The organism is Clostridium sp. CTA-1, from assembly GCF_054768215.1.
The window spans coordinates 16568-31553 of record NZ_BAAAAP010000030.1 but is presented as its reverse complement, the minus strand read 5'-3'; the positions used below and the strand labels follow the sequence as shown (position 1 = coordinate 31553).

Genomic DNA, 14986 nt, shown 5'->3' with positions numbered 1-14986 from the left:
AAATGAAGAAATTATCATTTAAGATAGAAGGAATGACCTGTGCAGCTTGTGCTAAAGCTGTGGAGAGGGTTTCTAAAAAATTAGAAGGTGTTCAAGAGGCTAATGTGAACATAGCTACAGAAAAGTTAAGTATAATTTTTGATGAAAAAAAATGTAATACTTCAGATATAGAAAAAGCCATAGAAAAAGCAGGATATAAAGCCTTTTTAGATGGGGAACATAGAAATTTAAAGATAGAAGGAATGACTTGCGCAGCTTGTGCCAAAGCTGTAGAAAGAGTTTCAAGAAAGTTAGATGGTGTTTTAGAAGCTAACGTTAATATAGCAACAGAAAAGCTTGATATAACTTTTGATAAATCAAAAGTAAGTTTAAATGATATAAAAATTGCTATAGAAAAGGCAGGATACAAAGCTTTAGAAGAAAAAAATATAGAAGAAGAAAAAAAAGGAAAAGAAGATGCAATAAAATCTTTGTGGAGAAGATTTATAACTTCTTTAATATTTGCAGTACCTTTGCTTACTATATCTATGGGAAGTATGATGGGATTAAAGTTACCTAAAATTATTGATCCAATGCATAACCCTTTAAACTTTGGATTAATACAACTTATTTTAGTGATTCCAATTATATTAGTAGGAAACAAGTTTTTTAGGGTAGGTTTTAAATCCTTAATTAAAGGAAGTCCTAATATGGATTCCTTAATTTCCATAGGTACATCAGCAGCTGTAATATATGGTATCTTCGCTATATTCCAAATATCTAAAGGAAATATGCATTATGCTCATGACTTATATTTTGAATCTGGAGCTACTATTTTGACATTAATAACTTTAGGAAAATATTTAGAAGCTGTATCTAAGGGGAAGACCTCTGAAGCTATAAAAAAATTAATGGCCTTAGCTCCTAAAAATGCAACTATAATAAGAGATAATAAGGAGATAATAATCCCTATAGAAGAAGTTAAAATAAATGATATAGTTTTGGTTAAACCAGGAGAAAAACTTCCCGTAGATGGAGAAATTATTGAAGGTTCTACAACAGTAGATGAATCTATGCTTACAGGAGAAAGTTTACCTGTAGAAAAACATATAGGAGATACAGCAGTGGCAGGAAGTATAAATAAGCATGGAGTGATAAAATATAAGGCTACTAAAGTTGGAAAAGATACTACTCTAGCACAAATTATAAGACTTGTAGAAGAAGCTCAGGGTAGTAAAGCGCCCATTGCAAGGTTAGCAGATAAAATTTCTGCTTATTTTGTGCCAACAGTAATAACTTTAGCTATAATTTCTTCTTTAGCTTGGTATATTAGCGGAGAATCTCTAATATTTTCATTAACTATATTTATTTCTGTATTGGTAATAGCTTGTCCTTGTGCTTTAGGATTAGCCACACCAACGGCTATTATGGTAGGTACAGGAAAAGGGGCAGAAAATGGGGTTCTTATAAAGAGTGGAGGAGCTTTAGAAACTGCTCATAAAGTTCAAAGTATTATATTCGATAAAACAGGAACTATTACAGAAGGAAAACCAAAAGTAACAGATATTTTGGTTTCCAAAGGAGTAGATGAAAAATATTTACTTCAAGTAGCAGCTACTGCGGAAAAGGGCTCAGAACATCCTTTAGGTGAAGCTATAGTAAAAAAAGCAGAAGAAGAAAATTTAGAATTATTTCAAGGTAAAGATTTTAGAGCAATACCTGGTAAAGGCATAGAGGTTATTATAGAGGATAAAAAAGTGCTTCTTGGAAATTTAAGACTTATGGAAGAATATGAGGTGGAAATGAAGGACTTTATGGATAAATCTCATAAGCTTTCAAAGGAAGGAAAGACTCCAATGTTTATAGCTATAGAAAATAAAATTAAAGGAATAATAGCTGTAGCAGATACTCTTAAGGAAAATAGTAAAAAAGCCATAGAAAAGCTTCATAATATGGGTGTAGAAGTAGTTATGATAACTGGAGATAATAAGAATACCGCAGAGGCTATAGGAAAACAAGTGGGTATAGATAAGATTTTTGCAGAAGTTCTTCCTAGTGATAAGGCTAACTGGGTAAAAAAACTTCAACAAGAAGAAAAAATTGTAGCAATGGTAGGAGATGGAATTAATGATGCACCAGCTTTAGCTCAAGCAGATATTGGTATAGCCATAGGATCTGGAACAGATGTAGCTATAGAATCTGCAGATATTGTACTTATAAAAAGCGATTTAATGGATGTACCAACAGCCCTTAAGTTAAGTAGAGCTACAATAAAAAATATTAAAGAAAATTTATTTTGGGCTTTTGGGTACAATACTTTGGGGATTCCAGTGGCTATGGGTATTTTACACATTTTTGGAGGACCACTCTTAAATCCTATGATTGCAGCAGCAGCTATGAGCTTTAGTTCAGTTTCAGTACTCTTAAATGCTTTAAGATTAAGAGGTTTTAAGGCTTAAATTAAGTGAAATATAATAGTGATTACTTTAAATTTATTTGAGAAAATTTAAAATTCAAATAGGTTTAAGTAAACAAAATTATATAAAATAATTTTATTAAAAATGGAGGAATTTTATTATGAAAATGAAAGCATCAATAGAAGGAATGAGTTGTATGCATTGTGTTAATCACGTTAAGGAGGCCCTTTCAGAACTAAAAGGAATTTCAAACATAACTGTTTCCTTAGAAGGAAAATTTGCAGAGTTTGATAGTACTGGTGAAGTTAGTGAAGATGATATAAAATCTGCTATAGAAGATTTCGGATATGAATTTAAAGGAATAACAATAATTTAATAAAAATAGATTATTTATGAATGTAAAAAAGATGTCTCCAAATACATTTAATTTTGGTATATACCTAAATAATCAGATATTTTAAAACGAGTTGTTTATTTTTTTACCACGCTTCGGTATTTAACTGAAGTGTGGTTTTTAATTTTGAGACATTCTTTTTACACTTTATGTTAAATGGTTCAGAGCTAACAATTGAAAAATAAATATAATATATTGGTTTTAAATTTAAAATTATAATATACTAATTTGTATAAGAAATAATAAAATTTATAAGGTTCATCAATACGTTCTAATTTGTTATATACAATTTATGATATATTAAGTTTAATTTATTATGTTTTTAAGTTTAATTTAATAAATATAGCTTATACTTATTATTAGGTGGTGAAAGTATGACAAAAATGGATAAAATAAATGAGAATGTAATAAAAGGACTTAGTAAAGCTGAGGTATTACATAGAATAAAAGATGGAAAAGTAAATATATTACCTAAAGCTCCATCACGAACAATAGGACAAATAGTTAGAGCAAATTTATTTACTAGTTATAATGCTTTAAATGCTATTTTAGCAATAATTGTATTTATGGCTGGTTCTCCTAAGAATGCTGTTTTTGCAGGAGTTATAATTACTAATACTATAATAGGGATGTTCCAAGAAATTCGTGCTAAGGGTATATTAGAAAGGTTATCTGTTCTAAACGAGAAAACTGTAGATGTTATAAGAGAAGGAGAAATTAATAATATAAATGTAGAAGAAATTGTGTTAGATGATATTATAGTTTTAAAAGCAGGAGATCAAATATTAGTGGATTGTGAGCTTCTTTCTCATAATGAAATAGAAGTAGACGAATCTTTAATTACAGGAGAGCCAGACTCTATTCTAAAAATAGAAAGTGATAAGCTTTTATCTGGAAGTTTTGTATCTGCGGGTAATGCTTACGCAAAGGTAATCAATGTGGGGGAAAATACCTATGCAGCAAAATTAGCAGAAGAGGCTAAAAAATTTAAACTTATAAATTCAGAGTTACAAATATCTATAAATAAGATATTTAAAATAATAATGTGGCTTGCCATTCCGATAGGCTCATTACTTATCTTTACACAATTATTTTATGTTAAGAAAAGCTGGCAAGATGCAGTTTTAGGCTCCGTTTCTGGTATAGTGGGTATGGTTCCAGAGGGTCTAGTACTCTTGACTAGTGCAACTTTTGTAGTAGCAGTTATAAGACTTTCCAAATGGGATACACTTATTCAAGAATTACCTGCTACAGAAGTTTTAGCAAGAGTAGATGTTTTGTGTTTAGATAAAACAGGAACTATAACTAAAGGTGATTTAAAAGTAACAGAGGTGCAGTGTTTAAATAATGAAAATATAAAGGACACAGATAAAATAATTGCGGCTATAGTTCATAGTTTTAAAAATGGAAATGCTACAGAAAAAGCACTGTTAGAAAGATATGAAAGTAATCCTAATTTAAAAATTAAAAATAAGATACCATTTTCATCAAAGCGAAAGTGGTCCGCAGTAGAATTTGAAGAGGAAGGAGCTTTTATATTAGGAGCTCCAGAAATGATATTAAAAGATGCATATAAAAACATAGAAAGTAAAATAGAAAAGGTAGCCAAAGAGGGAAAAAGAGTATTACTTTTGGCCAAATATGAAGGAGAAAATTTTAATGAAGAGTTAAATGGAAATGTTAAAGAGGTAGCTTTAATATTAATTGAGGACATAATAAGAGAAAATGCTGAAGAAATTATTAATTATTTTAATAAAGAACAGGTGAATCTTAAAATAATATCTGGAGATAATCCTATAACTGTATCTTCTATAGCTAAGAAGGTAGGAATAAAAAGTGCAGAAAACTATATAGATGCTAGAGAATTACCAGAAGATGAAGAAGAGTTGAAAAAAATTGTGGATAAGGTTTCTGTTTTTGGAAGAGTTTCTCCTCACCAAAAGAAAAGTATAGTGAAAGCACTTAAAAGTAATGGTCATACTGTAGCTATGACTGGAGATGGTGTAAATGATGTGCTAGCATTAAAGGAATCTGATTGTGGTATTGCTATGGCTAGTGGGTCTGAGGCAACAAAGGCGGTAGCTCAGTTAGTACTTTTAAATTCAGATTTTGCAGCTATTCCCCAAGTAGTTTTAGAGGGAAGAAGACTTATAAACAATCTGGAAAAGGTATCAGAATTATTTTTATCAAAGACAGCTTATTTTATAATTTTATCAATAATATTTGCCTTATTAGTGAAACCATTTCCTATAATACCAATACAACTTACCTTAATAGGATCATTAAGTATAGGAATACCATCTTTTTTTCTAGCTATATCACCTAATGAGGATGTAATAAAGAAAGATTTTTTGAAAAGAGTACTGGAAGTATCTATACCTAATGGTATTTTAATAGGAATAAGCACAGCTCTAATGTTTTTATTAGGATATCATACAGGTTTATCACTAGAACAATGTAGAACATTAGCTCTAGTAACTTTTGGTAGTTTAAGTTTATTTATTTTACTTAAAGTATCTACACCACTAAATTTTTATAGAGTTTCTATAGTTATTTCTATGACAATATTATTTGTGTTAGCTTTTTTAATACCCTCTACAAGAAGAATTTTTGCTATAGAGTATTTTGGAGTCGAGTATCTAATACCTATAATTTTTATATATTCTATAGCTATGGCTTTAATGTTAATCATACCTAAAATAAATAAAGTAATATTTAAAAGAGTTATTTTAAAGAAAAACATGGATAGATTATAATAGATAAAGTAATTTTTAAAGTATTCATTTTATAGATTAATAATATGTATTAAAGCTACTTGTATTCTAAGGTACAGGTAGTTTTTTATGTTTTAGGATAAAAAACTAATAGTAAGGATGTTAAAAATAAGGATTATTTTTAAGTTTAAAGGTTTGTATAAAAATAGTTTAAAATATTTATAGGGTTTTGTTATTTGTAGCATATAGCTATTATTTAATAATAAAAATAAAACAATGTATTTATTTTTATATTTAATATGATAAAATGATAATATGTCTTATTTAAGAAGGAGAGGAAATATTTATGCTTAAAGAATTTATATCCTATTATAAACCGCATAAAAAGTTGTTTGTTTTAGATATGATAGCAGCTTTTATTGTGGCTTTATGTGATTTGTTTTATCCTATGATAACAAGACAAATCATAAATGATATTATTCCAAATGGAAAGATTAGATTACTTTTCTTTTGGGCAATATCTTTATTAATTATATATATAATGAAATATTTTTTAAATCATTTTATTCAGTATTGGGGACATATGGTAGGGGTTAGAATACAAGCAGATATGAGAAAAAGGGTTTTTAACCATCTTCAAACTTTACCTTTTACATATTTTGATGAAAATAAAACAGGGGTTATAATGTCCAGAATCATAAATGATCTTATGGAAATATCAGAACTCGCACATCATGGTCCAGAGGATCTTTTTATTTCCATTATTATGCTAATAGGATCTTTCATAATATTATGTACTATAAATGTACCGCTAACAATAATAAGTTTTATATTCATACCAATTCTAGTATGGTTTTCTATGAAGAATAGACTTAAAATGGAAAAAGCTTTTATGGATAGTAGAGTAAAAATTGGAGATCTTAATGCGGATTTAGAAAATAGTATTGCAGGTATAAGAGTTTCTAAGGCTTTTACTAATAGAGAGTATGAAAATGAAAAATTTGAAGTAGGCAACAAGAGATTTGTAGGAGCCAGACAAATGGCTTATAAGTCTATGGCAGATTATTTTTCAGGAATGTATTTTTTCATAGATATACTGGATCTAATAGTACTTATAGCTGGTGGATATTTTGTATATAAAAATTTAATCAACTTTGGTGATTTGGTTGCTTATCTTTTATTTATAAAGATGTTTATGACACCTATTAGAAAGCTTATTTCTTTTGTAGAGCAATACCAATCAGGGGTAACAGGTTTTGAAAGATATAGACAACTTTTAAGTGTTAAACCCGAAAAAGATAAAGAGGAAGCTAAAGCTTTAGAAAATATTAAGGGTGCAATAGAATTTAAAAATGTAAGTTTTAAATATGATGAAGATACTCATATATTAAATGATTTAAGTTTTAAAGTTAAAGAAGGAAAGACTTTAGCACTAGTTGGTCCCTCTGGTGGAGGTAAGACAACCCTCTGTAATTTAATACCTAGATTTTATAATATAGATAAGGGAGATATATTAATTGATGATAATAGTATATATGATATAAACATAAGCTCTTTAAGAAAAAATATAGGTATTGTTCAGCAAGATGTATTTTTATTTACAGGAACTATAAAGGAAAATATATTATATGGTAATCCAGAGGCTAATTATGAAGAGGTAGTAAAAGCAGCAAAGCTTGCTAATATACATGAATTTATAGAAAGTTTACCGGAGGGATATAATACCTATATAGGAGAGAGAGGAATAAAGTTATCTGGAGGACAAAAACAAAGATTATCTATTGCAAGGGTGTTTTTAAAAAATCCACCTATACTTATACTAGATGAAGCTACATCTGCTTTAGATAATGCCACAGAATATTTAATACAAAAATCTTTAGAAAAATTATCTAATGGAAGAACAACTATAGTAGTAGCCCACAGATTATCTACTATAAAAAATGCGGATGAAATAATGGTTTTAACAGATAAAGGAATTGAAGAGAGAGGGACTCATGAGGAGTTGTTAGCACTAGATGGAATTTACAGTGAACTTAATAAAAATATTGAAAAAACAGAAAGTTAAATATAATGTTTTTTTATTATAAAAAACATTAAAAAAATTTTGTGTTGTAAAAAAATATCTGTATAAAAATAAAACTCCAATTATATTGTTTGTAATTTATTTTAAGCAATAGAATTGGGGTTTTACTTTTAGACTTATCCATTTAATTAAATTTATCAAAGTATCATACAAATTATGGTACATAATTACAAACAATATATATACAATTAACAACTTAAATGGTAAAATATATATAAATGAAAAAATATATACATAAATGAAAAAATATATATTAAAAGTATTAATGATGTAATACTTTATATTTACCAAATAGGGGGTTAAAATGGCAGATAATATAAAATTTAAAAATAAAGATAGGGGAGATATAGGGAAAATTGCAGATATTATTATGAATTTAATTTTTTATCAAGTAGTATTTACTATAATATTTATCATTGTAGCAGATATTTTGGGGTATATGGGGTTAAACAAAGATATTATAGAACCATATAGTAAACTAACAGGAGAAATTTTATCATATATATTTTTTATTAAAAATTATACTAAAGATAATAGATATAAATTAAAACTTCAAAACACATTGCATTTTAAAGGTTATGTTTTTATAGCAATGCTAATTATAGGATATATTTTGGTTTATGATAATACAATTGAAATAATTTTATCAAAGGTTATAAAGAATAGTTTGTTTTATGATGTTATGGCTAAAGAAATGAAAAATCCAATAGTAGGATTTATAGGAACAGTGGTTATGGCACCTATTTTTGAGGAGATAGTTTATAGAGGAATAATGTTAGATGAGCTATTGCTTAAATATAATTGTAAAAAAGCTGTAATTATTTCTGCATTAATATTTGCAGTAATTCATCTCAATTTTGTCCAATTAACAGATGCTTTTATTGCAGGCATAATACTTGGGACTGTTTATTGTAAAACTAAATCTTTAATGCCTTGTATTATGATTCATTTTTTAAATAACTTATTTTGCAACATAGTTAAATTCTATCCTAGCATATATAAAACTAAATTTAATAGTATAAGACTAGGTATTGGAATAGCGATTTTGGCAACATTAGCATATATTTTAGGAAAAAATGGTGAAAAGATTATTTTATAGCAAACAATGTCTAGCTCATAGTTATAATTTTAGAGTTAATTAATTTGTTTCTTCAAAATCAAAAACATATGTTGTTAATTATAAATTAGAAGTATACAGAAATATATGTTAATATACCAATATAGAAGAATATATAATTGGAGTGTGATATAAATGAAAATAGCAATACCTAAAAATGAGGAAATAATTAATCAACATTTTGGAAAAAGTAAGGCTTTCGCCATAGCAACAGTAGAAGATAATAAAATTGTAGATATTAAAGATATATCAACAGAAAGCTTACAACATAATCATGGTGGTCTATCCAGTTTATTAGTAGAAGAAAAAGTAGAATTAGTTATAACAGGAGGCATTGGTCAAGGAGCCTATGATGCTTTAATTAAGGAAGGACTAAAAGTTATACGAGGAGCTAAAGGGAAAATTGAAGATATATTACAGCAATATTTAAAAGGAGAACTTCAAGATAGAAAAGTAATGTGTAATCATCATGGGGAACATCACCATCATTAAAAATAAAAGGAAAGTACTTAGTACTTTCCTTTTATTTTTTTTATTATTTTACAAAAGTACTTTTTATTTTCTTATTAATTTTAAAAATATAATAAATTTTTGTAAAAATATATTATATTTTTAAATAATATCTGATATATTAGTTATATTAGAAATAATTTTATAATATAATTTATAATAAAATAATATCTAATATAGTTACATATATTAAATGTACATAGGTTTAATTTTATATAATTTGTTTTATAATAATAAAAATTTATTGAAAATGTATTTTTTGTTATAAATTATGAAAATTCATTTTAAAGAGGAGATTGTAAATGAAAGAATATATTATAATGACAGATTCTTGCTGTGATTTATCTAGTGAGTATATAGAAAATAATCATATTCCGTATGTCCCATTAACTTGTAATGTTGAAGGAAAAGAATATATAGATAATTTTGGACAAAGTCTTCCTTACAAAGAGTTTTATGAAGCTATGGTAAAGGGAGAGATACCAAAAACGTCACAGCCAAGTCCAGAAGCTTATTACAAAGTATTTAAGGAGTTAATAGATAAAGAAAAGGATATATTATATGTATGTGTTTCTTCAGGGTTGAGTGGAACATACAATAGTGCTAATATAGCTAAAAATATGATTTTAGATGAATTTGAGAATGCCAGAATAGAAATAGTAGATGTATTAACTGCATCATTAGGACAAGGAATCATGGTAATAAAGGCTATGGATATGAAAAAAAATGGATTAACTATTGATGAAGTTACTAGTTATTTAGAAGAAAATAAATTAAATTTAAATAGTTATATGGTTGTAAACGATCTTATTCATCTGAAAAGAGGAGGAAGAATTTCAACAGCTGCAGCTCTTATAGGGACGGTTCTTAATATAAAACCTATACTAACTTTAAATGATGAGGGCAGAGTTATAACTGTGCGTAAAGCTAAAGGTAGGAAGGTGGCTATAAAAAAATTGACAGAAATAGTTATAGAAAGAATAAAAAATCCAGAAGAAGAAATAGTAGCTATTTCTCATGGAGATTCAGATTTGGATGCAGAGAAGTTGAAAGAACGTATATTAAAAGAGATAAAAGTTAAAGATGTAATAATAAACTATGTAGGTCCAGTAGTAGGAACCTATGGTGGGCCAGGATCTCTTAATGTATTTTTTATGAGTGATCATAGACAAAATCATATAATAGATATAAATTAATAAAATAAGGAAGTTGTGTCGCAACTTCCTTATTTTTTATCTTTGGCCTTTACCGGAAATATGTTCTATTTCAATCTTTATAATTTTAATTTTATCTTGAGCTCTTTCTATGTAATCTGTACCTTCTTTTAAATAATCCTTTGAATATTTAGTTATAAGGGCTAGTAAAGCTTTTTTCTTTTCATCTTCAAATACTTCATAAGCTTTACCGAATATCATTACACTTTCATAATTTGCATCAAATTTTGAAGGAAGTAATTCTACATTATCTACAATAGAAAATGAAACTTTATTGTTCCCATTTATTGCTTCAATTTTTTGGCCTTCCTTTGCACAATGAAAGTAAATAGCTCCATTATTGTAAGCAAAATTTAGTGGTACACCATAAGCATATCCATTATCAAGACATACTGAAAGGGTTCCATGATTAGCCTTTTTTAACAAGGAAATACTTTCTTCCTTATTTAGTTTTTTTTCTTTTCTTCTCATTTCTTTAAACATGTAAAGCCCCCCTATTTCTAATATTATTGTATTATCTAATATTCTAACATTTAATTTTTATATATTAAAGTATACTTAAGCATTATATTATAGTTTTAAAAATTCTTTCAATGATATATTTAGAATAAATACACAAAAATTATATTAATATTTTATTTAGTTATAATAAATAAATAATCTATGATTATAAAAAATTAAAATAAAAGCATACTATTATCAATGTTATTATAAAATTTTTCCACTTTATTTTGGACATAGATTGATTTATGGTTTATTATAAATATATAACTTTATATTTGTTAATGATTGGGGGAATATAATTGAATATAAGTAAAAGTGGCCTTACTTTTTTACAATTTGCACTTTCTTTTATAGTATATAAGTTAGTAATGAATTTTTTTAGCTTTAATTATAATTTATTTAGTGATAAGTTTAATATAGTTAAGTTATTTATAGATTTAGGATGTTGGCTTATAGTATATTTAATAGTATACTTTATTTCTACAAAGTTAATTATAATAAAAAAAGATAAATAGAATTTTATTTTAAATTTTTATAAAAAAGGAGATACGTATGAAAAACACTATGGAAAATTGTAATTTTTGCAAGATAATAAACAAGGAGAAAAAAGGTAATATAGTATATGAAAATGATTTGGTTTGCTGTTTTTTAGCAGAGGAACCTATTAATGAAGGACATATGCTAATAGCACCTAAAAAACACTATTTAGATTTAGATCAGCTGGATGATGAAACAGCTATAGAAATAATGAGAGTATCTAAAATTATGGTAAAGGTACTGAAAGATACATATAAATCAGATGGATATAGTATAATGCAAAATGGTGGAAGCTTTAATAATGTTGGTCATTATCATATGCATTTGTTTCCAAGATATAAAGGAGACAGTTTTAGTTGGAGCTATGGAGAAGAGGATAGTAGCACCCTTGAAGTTGTAAGTAAAAAAATACAACAACAATTAAAAGATTATTTAATAAAATAATTTATCCTTAAAGTAAAGTTATTTTCATATATTTTTTAATTATATTACTGAATAATTAATTATAAGAAGATTTCATTTAATTGTAATAATATATTTTAAATTTAAAAAAGACCCATTTAGTTATTTACCTAAATGGGTCTTTTTTTAAATTTATATTTTTACATAACTCTTCCTGGCAATATAGCATCTATAACACCAATGACTAAAGCTGCAATTATAGCACCTATTATAGAAACTCTCATGGTTGGTACTAAAAATTGAGTTAAATATATTATTATGGCTGATATAACAAATCCTTTTAGTCCTCTACCAAAAGGAGAGGCATCTACTCCCATAAGTTTTTCTACTAAATAATCTATAGCGCTTATGATTACAGCAGCCAATAGAACTGCCCAAAATCCATGTATAGTAAACCCAGGAGTAAAAAACGCAGTTACACTTAAAACAACCATAGATACTATTAATCTTATAATGTATCCCATTATTCCACTTGACATGTTATTTGAATCATTTTCTCTTTTTCTTTCATCCATTTTTTATACCTCCAATTTAAAACTATTACTATATATATTTTGTACATTATTTTAAAAAATATTATAAATTATCTAATATTTTTTAAAATAAAATATTTAAAATTTGTGTAACAATATAGTACAAGTTTTTTTATTAATTAATTAACATTCTAAGATTTAATAAATGATTGTAATTATTTATTATTTAAATCAAGCTATATTTAATGAATTTTATAGTGAAAAATAAAAAAGTATTATAATAGAGTTATTAAATTCTAATAAATGGTAATTATATAAGTATGATATAAAATATAGAATTTTTTTAAAATCTTATTGAAAGGTATGATATGAATATAATAGTTTTAATTTTAGGCATAATTATAGGAAGTTTTTTAAATGTATGTATCTATAGGATACCTAAAGGAGAATCTATAATTTATCCACCTTCTTATTGTGAAAAATGTGGTGTAAATATAAAGCTATATGATTTAATTCCAGTAGTAAGTTATATATTTTTAAAGGGAAGATGTAAATGTTGTAAAAATAAAATATCTTTAAGATGTCCTCTAGTAGAGCTATTAACAGGGATACTATTTTTAAGCATATATCATTTATGTGGTTTGAATTTTAACTTTATAAAATATATTATATTTGTTTCTTTTATAATTGTTATTGGATTTATTGACTTAGATACTACAGATGTATATAGTAAAACTACTATTAGTGCTATGATAATTGGAGTAATTTACATATTAATAGAAAAATTTTATTTTGGATATGGTATAAAAACATATATATATGCAGTATTATTGTGTACTATGGTTATAGGAACTATAATTTTCACAACTAAAGGAATGGGAAGTGGAGATTTAGATGTTTATATAGTAGTTTCTTTATTTTTAGGATTTAAAATTACTGCTATGACTATATTTTTTTCTTTTATTTTTGGGGCTTTAATAGGAATTTTACTTATAGTTTCAAAGAGAAAGAGTAGAAAAGATTATATACCCTTTGGGCCTTTTATAGCTATAGCTTCTATATTTTCCATACTATTTGGAGATAAAGTATTTTTATTTTATGTATCTTTTATAACAATCTATTTCTAAAATAGATAATATTATATATTATGAAAATAATATAATATTTAATAAAATATATTGATTTTTCCCATATTCATAAGTATTGAGATATATTATTATGAAAATAAAAATTGTAATGTATTACAATATATAAATTACAATTAAAAACAATGTTAACATTAGATTTTGAAAGTCTACAAGCTATAATAAATAGTTTGTAGATTTATTTTGTATATGAACTTTTATGTTTTGATTTAGAAATATGAAAAAAAGAAAATTGCTAAAAGATTAATTGATACAAAAAAATATTTAACTTTTGTATAAAAATTACGATAACTGAATATATTTTACAAATTATCTCATAAAAAAACAAAAAATTAAAAATAATTGAAATAAATATTGAAAATCAATATCAATAATGTATAATTAATCTATGTAAATATAGTTTAATTATGCTATAAAAGTGATTTTTTATTAAGGGGTGGAATTTTTGTATAATAATCTTTTGAAAACTTTAATCATGTCAGCAGGGCTGATAGCTTTAGATAAAGAGGTAAAAAAGAAAAAAGAAAATAATTTACCAAGTTTTAAAGGCTTATTAGAGATAAAGCACTATATACCAGGGAGAATTAGATTTTATTCTACTAGGATTAAAAATAATAAGGATACAGTGATTTTTTTAGGAGAACAATTAAATAAAATTCCTGTAATAGATTTAATGGATATAAATATAATTACAGGAACTGTTCTTATTAAATATAATACCAATGAAATAGAGCCTATGGTTATAATATCTATATTTATTAAGCTTTTAAATTTAGAAAAGGAAATTTCTAAGGAACCTAAAGATAGAATAGGAACGGAATTAGTAGAGGTTAAAAATAGTTTAAATAGAGCTGTATATGAAAAAACACAAGGAATTTTAAGTATGAAAACTATAATGTTTTTTATATTACTTTCCTACGGAATAAGAAGATATAGACAAAGACCGGATTTAATGCCTGGTGGAGTTACTTTAATGTATTGGGCATTAGGTTATTTAAATAAAATAGGATAATAGGGTGAATAATATGATAGATGTAAAAATATATGGGTTAGTATATACAAAAAGAATAAAAGTTTTACATAGCATAGAGGGAAGAGTAAGAATAAAGCTTCCAGATTTAGATAAGATACCAGAAAAATATAAAATTCACGAAGAAGATGTTATAAAAGCTGTAAAAATGTTAAATGGAATAAAGGATGTTTCTATAAATTATGTTATAGGTACATGTATTATAAATTATGATTCTAATTTAATAACAGCAGATAAAATATTAAGATGGATAAAAAAAATAATAAAAGTTAACATAGATAATATTAAATTATATGAACAGTATGGAGAGGAAAATCTAAAACAAGTTATAAATATTGTAGAAGAACAACTTAGATTAGAAATAAAAAATATATAAGAACAATGCAAAATATAAAGGAATGGTATTT

Annotated in this window: 14 protein-coding genes; 12 read left to right on the top strand and 2 right to left on the bottom strand. The window is 25.8% G+C overall.

Annotation, left to right across the window (positions count from 1 at the left end; translation table 11 throughout):
- Positions 1-2: 2 nt before the first annotated feature.
- The 7 genes from ACYUEW_RS17095 (at position 3) to ACYUEW_RS17065 (ending at position 10410) form a co-directional block, all read left to right on the top strand.
- A complete protein-coding gene (locus ACYUEW_RS17095) occupies positions 3-2438 on the top strand; it encodes a heavy metal translocating P-type ATPase (protein ID WP_460277464.1) in 2436 nt (811 codons plus the stop codon).
- A gap of 118 nt (positions 2439-2556) precedes the next feature.
- Entirely contained in the window at positions 2557-2772 is a 216-nt protein-coding gene (locus ACYUEW_RS17090) for a heavy-metal-associated domain-containing protein (RefSeq protein ID WP_003486894.1), read from the top strand.
- A gap of 401 nt (positions 2773-3173) precedes the next feature.
- Positions 3174-5546 (top strand): cation-translocating P-type ATPase, encoded by a 2373-nt coding sequence (locus tag ACYUEW_RS17085; protein WP_460277475.1) that lies wholly within the window; start codon positions 3174-3176, stop codon positions 5544-5546.
- A gap of 304 nt (positions 5547-5850) precedes the next feature.
- A complete protein-coding gene (locus ACYUEW_RS17080) occupies positions 5851-7569 on the top strand; it encodes an ABC transporter ATP-binding protein (RefSeq protein ID WP_043031782.1) in 1719 nt (572 codons plus the stop codon).
- A gap of 322 nt (positions 7570-7891) precedes the next feature.
- Complete coding sequence (locus ACYUEW_RS17075) at positions 7892-8686, top strand: CPBP family intramembrane glutamic endopeptidase (protein ID WP_003486887.1); 795 nt, start codon at positions 7892-7894, stop codon at positions 8684-8686.
- Between the two features lie 153 nt (positions 8687-8839).
- A complete protein-coding gene (locus ACYUEW_RS17070; protein WP_003486884.1) occupies positions 8840-9196 on the top strand; it encodes a NifB/NifX family molybdenum-iron cluster-binding protein in 357 nt (118 codons plus the stop codon).
- Between the two features lie 320 nt (positions 9197-9516).
- Complete coding sequence (locus ACYUEW_RS17065) at positions 9517-10410, top strand: DegV family protein (protein WP_460277459.1); 894 nt, start codon at positions 9517-9519, stop codon at positions 10408-10410.
- Between the two features lie 36 nt (positions 10411-10446).
- Here the strand turns inward: ACYUEW_RS17065 and ACYUEW_RS17060 are convergent, their stop codons facing one another.
- Complete coding sequence (locus ACYUEW_RS17060) at positions 10447-10911, bottom strand: pyridoxamine 5'-phosphate oxidase family protein (protein WP_045517898.1); 465 nt, start codon at positions 10909-10911, stop codon at positions 10447-10449.
- A 320-nt stretch (positions 10912-11231) separates the two neighbouring features.
- On the opposite strand from ACYUEW_RS17060, the gene ACYUEW_RS17055 reads away from it, so the two are divergent.
- Positions 11232-11447, top strand: coding sequence for a hypothetical protein (locus ACYUEW_RS17055; RefSeq protein WP_003486868.1), 216 nt, complete (start codon positions 11232-11234; stop codon positions 11445-11447).
- 37 nt (positions 11448-11484) lie between these two features.
- Positions 11485-11913, top strand: a complete 429-nt coding sequence (locus ACYUEW_RS17050; RefSeq protein WP_460277456.1) for an HIT family protein — start codon at positions 11485-11487, stop codon at positions 11911-11913.
- A 158-nt stretch (positions 11914-12071) separates the two neighbouring features.
- Here the strand turns inward: ACYUEW_RS17050 and ACYUEW_RS17045 are convergent, their stop codons facing one another.
- On the bottom strand, positions 12072-12446 hold the full coding sequence (locus ACYUEW_RS17045) for a phage holin family protein (RefSeq protein ID WP_003486863.1): 375 nt from the start codon (positions 12444-12446) through the stop codon (positions 12072-12074).
- Between the two features lie 326 nt (positions 12447-12772).
- Here ACYUEW_RS17045 and ACYUEW_RS17040 point away from each other — a divergent pair, with 326 nt between their 5' ends.
- The 3 genes from ACYUEW_RS17040 to ACYUEW_RS17030 all read left to right on the top strand — a co-directional run bounded on the left by ACYUEW_RS17040 (position 12773) and on the right by ACYUEW_RS17030 (position 14955).
- A complete protein-coding gene (locus tag ACYUEW_RS17040) occupies positions 12773-13531 on the top strand; it encodes a prepilin peptidase (protein WP_460277454.1) in 759 nt (252 codons plus the stop codon).
- Between the two features lie 463 nt (positions 13532-13994).
- Positions 13995-14561 (top strand): HMA2 domain-containing protein, encoded by a 567-nt coding sequence (locus ACYUEW_RS17035; RefSeq protein ID WP_052303004.1) that lies wholly within the window; start codon positions 13995-13997, stop codon positions 14559-14561.
- 13 nt (positions 14562-14574) lie between these two features.
- Positions 14575-14955 (top strand): HMA2 domain-containing protein, encoded by a 381-nt coding sequence (locus ACYUEW_RS17030; RefSeq protein ID WP_460277451.1) that lies wholly within the window; start codon positions 14575-14577, stop codon positions 14953-14955.
- The last annotated feature ends 31 nt before the right edge of the window (positions 14956-14986 follow it).